This window comes from bacterium endosymbiont of Bathymodiolus sp. 5 South, assembly GCF_900128535.1.
GTDB lineage: Bacteria > Pseudomonadota > Gammaproteobacteria > PS1 > Pseudothioglobaceae > Thiodubiliella.
Window position 1 is genome coordinate 1 of record NZ_FQTR01000387.1, and the last position, 985, is coordinate 985.

At 38.9% G+C, this 985-nt stretch carries 2 protein-coding genes; one reads left to right on the top strand and one right to left on the bottom strand.

All coding sequences use genetic code 11. The annotated features are described in order from the left end of the window. Positions 1-61 precede the first annotated feature (61 nt). On the bottom strand, positions 62-790 hold the full coding sequence (locus tag BBROOKSOX_RS11685) for a metal ABC transporter ATP-binding protein (protein WP_139662051.1): 729 nt from the start codon (positions 788-790) through the stop codon (positions 62-64). Positions 791-843: 53 nt separating this feature from the next. Between BBROOKSOX_RS11685 and BBROOKSOX_RS12570 the strand changes: the two genes are divergently transcribed. Further along, positions 844-985 (top strand): hypothetical protein (locus BBROOKSOX_RS12570; protein WP_180324058.1); only part of this gene is annotated, 142 nt, incomplete at its 3' end.

Sequence of the window (985 nt, forward strand, 5' to 3'; positions counted from 1 at the left end):
AATAATATCTTTCATGGTGTGTCCATCGTTCAAAAAACAGATATTATATCAGGGCGAACCACTAATTTTCGTGACAATGATTGTGATGATGCTCATAAGTTGTCATTAGTTCATCCATCTGGTCGGCATATAAATGATTAAATTGTGCATCTTTAATAAGCACCTCAGGTTTCCCCATACAACAAACATGGTGATATAAGCACAGCACTTGGGTGGATTCTTTCATTACCCGATGCAGGTCGTGAGAGATCATTAACACCGCACAACCTTGTTGTTGATGAATGTTTTGAATGAGTTTGTAAAGCTGCATTTCTCCACTAACATCAAGATTTTGTGCAGGTTCGTCCAAGATTAATACATTGGGTTTGTTGAGTAGTGCGCGTGTTAGTAATACGCGTTGTAATTCACCACCCGATAGGGCTTTTAAGGGTGAATCCAGCAAGTTTTTAATCCCCATTAATTCAGCGGTTTCTTGCAAGAAACTAGAGGCAACTTTTTGATTAAGATTGCAAAAATCAAGCACCTTGATAGGCATAAATGGATTGGGGTTAAAAGCTTGCGGCATATAACCCAAGTTGAGTTGTTTCGCACGCTTAATATTACCACTATCGGCTTTAATCAAACCCAACAAAACTTTGATAAGCGAGCTTTTCCCTGCGCCATTTGGACCGATGATAGTAAGAAATTCTCCCTGCTGCAGCTCAAAACTCACCTTATCCAAAACGCTTTTTCCACGACGCGTGAGGCTGATATCGTGAGCGCTAATAAGGGTTTGAGATGAAATTGTCATAGGTGTATTTTATACTAATCTTAATGTCTAAAAAATCGGTAAAATTTACCCTTATGCCAAACCCTCATCAACTTATTTTATTAGACGGATCAGCCTTTTTATTTAGGGCTTATTTTTCTACTATTGCGCAAAATTTAACCAACGATGAGGGTTTTCCAACGGGTGCGATGTTTGGCGTAATTAATGCGTTGAAGC

Excerpts from the sequence above, each read along its gene's own strand:
- BBROOKSOX_RS11685 (WP_139662051.1), bottom strand. The coding sequence starts at position 790 with ATGACAATTTCATCTCAAACCCTTATTAGCGCTCACGATATCAGCCTC.